Source organism: Arthrobacter sp. NPDC090010 (genome assembly GCF_044748305.1).
Lineage (GTDB): Bacteria > Actinomycetota > Actinomycetes > Actinomycetales > Micrococcaceae > Arthrobacter_E.
The window spans coordinates 1-5,000 of record NZ_JBIVFT010000017.1 but is presented as its reverse complement, the minus strand read 5'-3'; the positions used below and the strand labels follow the sequence as shown (position 1 = coordinate 5,000).

At 63.4% G+C, this 5,000-nt stretch carries 7 protein-coding genes and 1 tRNA gene (1 of these 8 running past the window's edge); 6 read left to right on the top strand and 2 right to left on the bottom strand.

Features of this window, described 5'->3' with window-relative positions; genetic code table 11:
• Positions 1 to 123, bottom strand: partial view of a substrate-binding domain-containing protein gene (locus tag ACIPXZ_RS16925; protein WP_400596484.1) — the 5' end (the start) only. It extends 942 nt beyond the left edge of the window; 123 of the gene's 1,065 nt are visible here — the first part of the coding sequence; the start codon lies at positions 121 to 123; its stop codon lies off the left edge, out of view.
• A gap of 818 nt (positions 124 to 941) precedes the next feature.
• Between ACIPXZ_RS16925 and ACIPXZ_RS16920 the strand changes: the two genes are divergently transcribed.
• From ACIPXZ_RS16920 to ACIPXZ_RS16900, 5 genes are all read left to right on the top strand, one after another.
• Positions 942 to 1,280, top strand: coding sequence for a PadR family transcriptional regulator (locus ACIPXZ_RS16920; RefSeq protein WP_400596482.1), 339 nt, complete (start codon positions 942 to 944; stop codon positions 1,278 to 1,280).
• Positions 1,281 to 1,282: 2 nt separating this feature from the next.
• Entirely contained in the window at positions 1,283 to 1,654 is a 372-nt protein-coding gene (locus ACIPXZ_RS16915) for a DUF1048 domain-containing protein (protein ID WP_400596480.1), read from the top strand.
• On the top strand, positions 1,651 to 2,427 hold the full coding sequence (locus ACIPXZ_RS16910) for an ABC transporter ATP-binding protein (RefSeq protein ID WP_400596478.1): 777 nt from the start codon (positions 1,651 to 1,653) through the stop codon (positions 2,425 to 2,427). Before ACIPXZ_RS16915 ends, ACIPXZ_RS16910 begins: the two co-directional genes overlap by 4 nt.
• The gene (locus ACIPXZ_RS16905) at positions 2,424 to 3,191 is read left to right on the top strand and encodes an ABC transporter permease (RefSeq protein ID WP_400596476.1); all 768 of its coding nucleotides are present in this window, start codon (positions 2,424 to 2,426) and stop codon (positions 3,189 to 3,191) included. Before ACIPXZ_RS16910 ends, ACIPXZ_RS16905 begins: the two co-directional genes overlap by 4 nt.
• A 105-nt stretch (positions 3,192 to 3,296) precedes the next feature.
• Positions 3,297 to 3,821: an ATP-binding protein gene (locus ACIPXZ_RS16900; RefSeq protein ID WP_400596474.1), complete on the top strand. Its 525-nt coding sequence runs from the start codon at positions 3,297 to 3,299 to the stop codon at positions 3,819 to 3,821.
• A gap of 64 nt (positions 3,822 to 3,885) precedes the next feature.
• Here ACIPXZ_RS16900 and ACIPXZ_RS16895 read toward each other — a convergent pair.
• Positions 3,886 to 3,967: transfer RNA gene (locus ACIPXZ_RS16895), tRNA-Leu, on the bottom strand.
• Between the two features lie 156 nt (positions 3,968 to 4,123).
• Here ACIPXZ_RS16895 and ACIPXZ_RS16890 point away from each other — a divergent pair.
• Positions 4,124 to 4,741: an ANTAR domain-containing response regulator gene (locus tag ACIPXZ_RS16890; protein WP_400596472.1), complete on the top strand. Its 618-nt coding sequence runs from the start codon at positions 4,124 to 4,126 to the stop codon at positions 4,739 to 4,741.
• The last annotated feature ends 259 nt before the right edge of the window (positions 4,742 to 5,000 follow it).

Below are 5,000 nucleotides of genomic sequence, written 5' to 3'. Positions count from 1 at the left end.
GGAGCCGACGGCGTTGATCGGGCGGGGGGACGAAGTCGGGTCGGCCTGGGCGATGCCCGTGCCGGTCAGGGTTGCCGCCACAGCGGCGACGGCGAGGGTTGAAAACTTGAGAGCCTTCTTCATGGCTGCTCGTCTCCTTGATAAAGTGGGTTCGAGTTCTGAAACTGAGACGCCGGACATGCGAATGCCCGGGCGCTTGTTGACTTCATTGCTCCAGGAGCGGTTTTCCGCTCCTGAGGGAACTCCGGCTTGGTCGTCCAAAACTCTTGCCGGAGTTCCCACCCTCAATCCTTGGCCCGCCCGATTCGGGACACCAGCAACAACACGTGAACCAGACGCGAAGTTCTGGTGAATCGCTTGCAGGGTCAGAGGCGTATCTGCTAGAAAAAAATTGCCCTGTGTTTTGTCGCTTCGTCAGTGTTACGTAGATCACCTGGGCGTCCCGCAGGCCAGTACCCCTCTGTTTGCCCGTCGGCGGGCAGGGGCGCCGCGGATCTGACAGGCCGGTCTCAGTTCACCGAGCCGGTGACGCGGGCCGAAAGCCGACGGCCAGAGCTTTGACTATTACGAAAATGGTTCACATTACGGCCCCCTAGGGGGCTGCTTGCTGTGAAGAATCCATGAACCTCACGGCCATCGGCCATTTCAAATCAACCTCCTGGAGTTGCCTCGGAATGCGGAGGTTAACGGAAGAAGTCGCCGTGACGCGAACGCGGACCGGGATCGAGTGAGGACAAACGCGCCTGCGGCGCCCCCGCTCCCCCATTGAACGGACGACTCACCGTTGAGCGGACCTTCCCACCCCCCACCGTCGGCGCTCGGGTCGAGTCGGCACCGTCAGAAACCCTCAAAATTCTCACTATTCAGTCTTGCTAAGTACTACTACTCAGTGATACTTTCTACTAGTACCAAGCAACACTGAGTAGTGAAAGGAGGGACCGATGGGCAAGCAGATGACCGAGATGCTCAAGGGCACTCTGGAGGGCATCGTTCTCGCTCTCCTGGCCGAACAACCCGCCTACGGATATGACATCACCGCACGACTGCGCGAACGCGGCTTCGCCGATATCGCAGAAGGAACCATCTACGCCCTGCTCGTCCGCATCGAGCAGAAGAAGCTCGTCGACGTCGAGAAGGTGCCGAGCGAAAAGGGACCGCCCCGCAAGGTGTACACGCTCAACGCCCAGGGAGCCCAGGAACTCGAGGAGTTCTGGAAGACCTGGAGCTTCCTCTCTCAGCACATCGAACAGCTCAACAAGACTGAAAACAAGGAGAACTGACCATGGCCGCAAAGTGGATCGAAGCGCTCACCGGATCGCTCGAACAGAAGAAACAGTACAAGCAGGCGAAGTCCCGGCTCGATGCACTCCCCGAGCCCTACAGGACCGTCGCCAACGCCCAGCACCGGTACTCCATGTACTACGGCGGCATCACGGACGGCGACACCCTGGTCCAGATGTTCCTGGACCTCGCGGACCTGTGGGAGCGCGCTGCCCTGGACGGGACTCCTGTCAGCTCGATCGTCGGGGACGACGCCGTCGAGTTCGCCGAGAACTACGCCCAGGCCTATGGAGGGACGCAGTGGATCGACAAGGAACGGGCGCGGCTGATCAAGGCCGTGGACGACGCGAAAAGGAAAGAGCAACAGTCATGACTCCCCCAGCCATCACCGTTCAGGGCGTCGAAAAGTCCTATAAAGACCTTCACGTACTCCGCGGCGTCGACTTCGCAGTCGAACAGGGCAGCATCTTCGCCTTGCTCGGCTCGAACGGAGCCGGAAAGACCACCATGGTGCGCATCCTCTCGACGCTGCTCAAGGCCGACGCCGGAACGGCGACGGTACTGGGTGCCGACGTCGCAGACGAACCGCTGAAAGTCCGCGAGTCGATCAGCCTCACTGGGCAGTTCGCCGCGGTGGACGAGATCCTGTCAGGGCGCGAGAACCTGGTGCTCGTCGCGAAGTTGCGCCACCTGAAGGATCCGGGTGTCGTGGCCGATGACCTCCTCGCCCGGTTCCGCCTGAGTGATGCCGGTGGGCGGAAGGTCGGCACCTACTCCGGCGGCATGCGCCGTCGGCTGGATATCGCAATGAGCCTCGTCGGCCATCCCGAAGTCATCTACCTCGACGAGCCCACCACCGGTCTCGACCCGGAGGCGCGGATCGAGGTCTGGGATGTCGTCAAGGAACTCGCGAACACCGGCACCACGGTTCTGCTCACCACGCAGTATCTGGATGAGGCGGAACAGCTTGCCGACCGCATCGCCATCCTCCACGAAGGCCGGATCATCGCCAATGGGACACTCGCCGAGCTGAAACAGCTGCTGCCTGCCGCCAAGGTCGAATACGTGGAGAAGCAGCCCACACTCGAGGAGGTCTTCCTCAGACTCATCGGACCGAAGGAATCCCAGAAGGAGGACGTGTCATGAGTACGCATTTCATGGCCGATACCGCGACGCTCACCGGCCGCTCCATGCGGCACATCTTCCGCAGCGCGGACACCATCATCACGACGGCGGTGACGCCCATCGCGCTCATGCTGCTCTTCGTGTACGTCTTCGGCGGGGCTCTCAAACAGAGCACCGGCGCCGAGAACTACGTCAACTACCTGCTCCCCGGCATCCTTCTGATCGCCATCGCCTCCGGAATCGCCTACACGGCGTTCCGCTTGTTCACAGACATGCAAAGCGGCATCTTCGAACGTTTCCATTCCATGCCGATCGCCCGTTCAAGTGTGTTGTGGGCCCACGTGCTCACCTCTCTCGTGGCGAATGCGATCACCCTCGCGATCATCTTCGGCGTCGGATTCCTCATGGGGTTCCGCACCGGCGCGAGCGTGCTGGCCTGGCTCGGTGTCATCGGGATTCTGCTCCTGTTCACCCTGGCTCTCACCTGGCTCGCGATCATCGCCGGGCTCAGCGCGAAGACGACCGACGGGGCGAGCGCCTTCTCCTACCCGCTCATATTCCTGCCGTTCATCAGCTCGGCCTTCGTACCCACCGGAACAATGCCGGGGCCGGTCCGCTGGTTCGCGGAGAACCAGCCGGTCACCTCCATCGTGAACACCATTCAGGCCTTGTTCGCACAGCAACCGGTCGGTAACGACATCTGGGTCGCTCTCGCCTGGTGCGTCGGCATCCTCGTCGTCGGCTACGTCTTCGCGATCATCGCCTACCGCAAGAAGATCAGTTGATCGCACTCAGCGAGACGGAACGCTCTGTCCGGGTCCCTACCCAGCCGGGGCGTTTCGCCGCGCTCGGCGGCCATCCGGAGCAGGAACGCATTAGCATGGGGCTTCATGATCGTGTGGCTCAATGGCACCCATGGTGCCGGTAAGACGACGGCCAGTCCGCTGGTGCAGGAGCTGATTCCGGATTCCAGGGTGTTCGACGCCGAAAAGGTCGGTGAGACACTGATGGACATCAAACCAGGGCTCCCCCCGACGGATAATTTCCAGCACTGGCCGCCGTGGCGATCACTCGTCGTTGAAACCGCCCGGCAAGTACTCGACTACACCGGAGGCGTCCTGGTGATTCCAATGACCGTGCTCGTCGAGGAGTACTGGAACGAGATCAGCGCCGGTCTCGCCAGGCATTCCATCCGCGTAAGGCATTTCGTCCTCCATGCCGATGCCGACTCGCTCCGGAAGCGCATAGCCGGAGACACGGTCCTCGGGGCCGACTCCCCTTTCCGCCTAAAACACCTCGAGCCATACGCTGAGGCGGCGAGGACCTGGCTTCCGACCGCCGGTGAGATGATCGACACCACTCATCTCACGCCAAGTCAAACAGCGCTCCGGATCGCCGAGGCCGTCAAACGGTGATGCCGGCGCCTGCCCAGTCCGGCAACAGAAAAGGGCCGGTCTTCCGACCGGCCCTCTGTTTCGGTGCCCGAGGTGGGACTCGAACCCACACACCTTTCGATACCGCATTTTGAGTGCGGCGCGTCTGCCAATTCCGCCACTCGGGCAAGCACCGATGCGGTCCTCGTCATCCACGGGGGCCGCATACGCGTGATAACTCTACATGGAGATAGGCTAGAAGCGTCAATCTGCCCATCAGGGCCAGTGGCAACGGCGCCCGAGACCTGACATACTTGTCCGTTCCCACCGCAAAAGGAGACCCTGTGAGCGATACCGCGGCCCAGGAAGCCACCCCGGAAAGCAACACCACCCCGGCCAAGCGCATCGTCGTCGCCGAAGACGAGACCCTCATCCGCCTGGACATCATCGAGATCCTCCGTGGTGAGGGTTACGACGTCGTCGCCGAAGCCGACAACGGCCAGCGCGCTGTGGAGCTCGCCGAGGAGCACCGCCCCGATCTGGTCATCATGGATGTGAAGATGCCCGTCATGGACGGTATCTCGGCAGCGGAGAAGATCGCGAAGGCCCGCATCGCGCCCGTCGTGCTGCTCACCGCGTTCAGCCAGAAGGAACTCGTCGAGCGCGCCCGTGAGGCCGGCGCCATGGCCTATGTGGTCAAGCCCTTCACCCCGGCCGATCTGATTCCAGCCATCGAGATCGCCCTCTCCCGCCACGAGGAGATCAAAGCCCTCGAGAAGGAGGTCGGGGATCTCAAGGAGCAGTTCGCCACGCGCAAGCTCGTGGAGCGCGCCAAGAGCCTGCTCACCACGAAGATGGGGCTGTCCGAGCCCGAGGCGTTCCGCTGGATCCAGAAGACGTCCATGGACCGCCGCCTCAGCATGCGCGAGGTCGCTGAGACGATCATCAACCAGGTGAACTGAGCGCCTTCCCGGCAACGACGGCGGGGGGGGGGGGGGCCCCCCCCCCGGGGGGGGGCCCCCCCGGGGGGGGGGGGGGGGGGGGCGGCCCCCCCCCCCCCCCCCCCCCCCCCCCCCCCCCCCCCCCCACCCCCCCCACCCCCCCCCCCCCCCCCCCCCCCCCCCCCCACCCCCACCCCCCCCCCCCCCCCCGCCCCCCCCCGCCCCCCCCCCCCCCCCCCCCCCCCCACAAAAAAAAAAAAAGCACCCCCCAACAAAAAAC

What these genes read in the sequence shown, in the direction of transcription:
- ACIPXZ_RS16920 (WP_400596482.1), top strand. Translation starts at nt 942, where the DNA reads ATGGGCAAGCAGATGACCGAGATGCTCAAGGGCACTCTGGAGGGCATC.
- ACIPXZ_RS16915 (WP_400596480.1), top strand. Translation starts at nt 1,283, where the DNA reads ATGGCCGCAAAGTGGATCGAAGCGCTCACCGGATCGCTCGAACAGAAG.
- ACIPXZ_RS16910 (WP_400596478.1), top strand. Translation starts at nt 1,651, where the DNA reads ATGACTCCCCCAGCCATCACCGTTCAGGGCGTCGAAAAGTCCTATAAA.
- ACIPXZ_RS16905 (WP_400596476.1), top strand. Translation starts at nt 2,424, where the DNA reads ATGAGTACGCATTTCATGGCCGATACCGCGACGCTCACCGGCCGCTCC.
- ACIPXZ_RS16900 (WP_400596474.1), top strand. Translation starts at nt 3,297, where the DNA reads ATGATCGTGTGGCTCAATGGCACCCATGGTGCCGGTAAGACGACGGCC.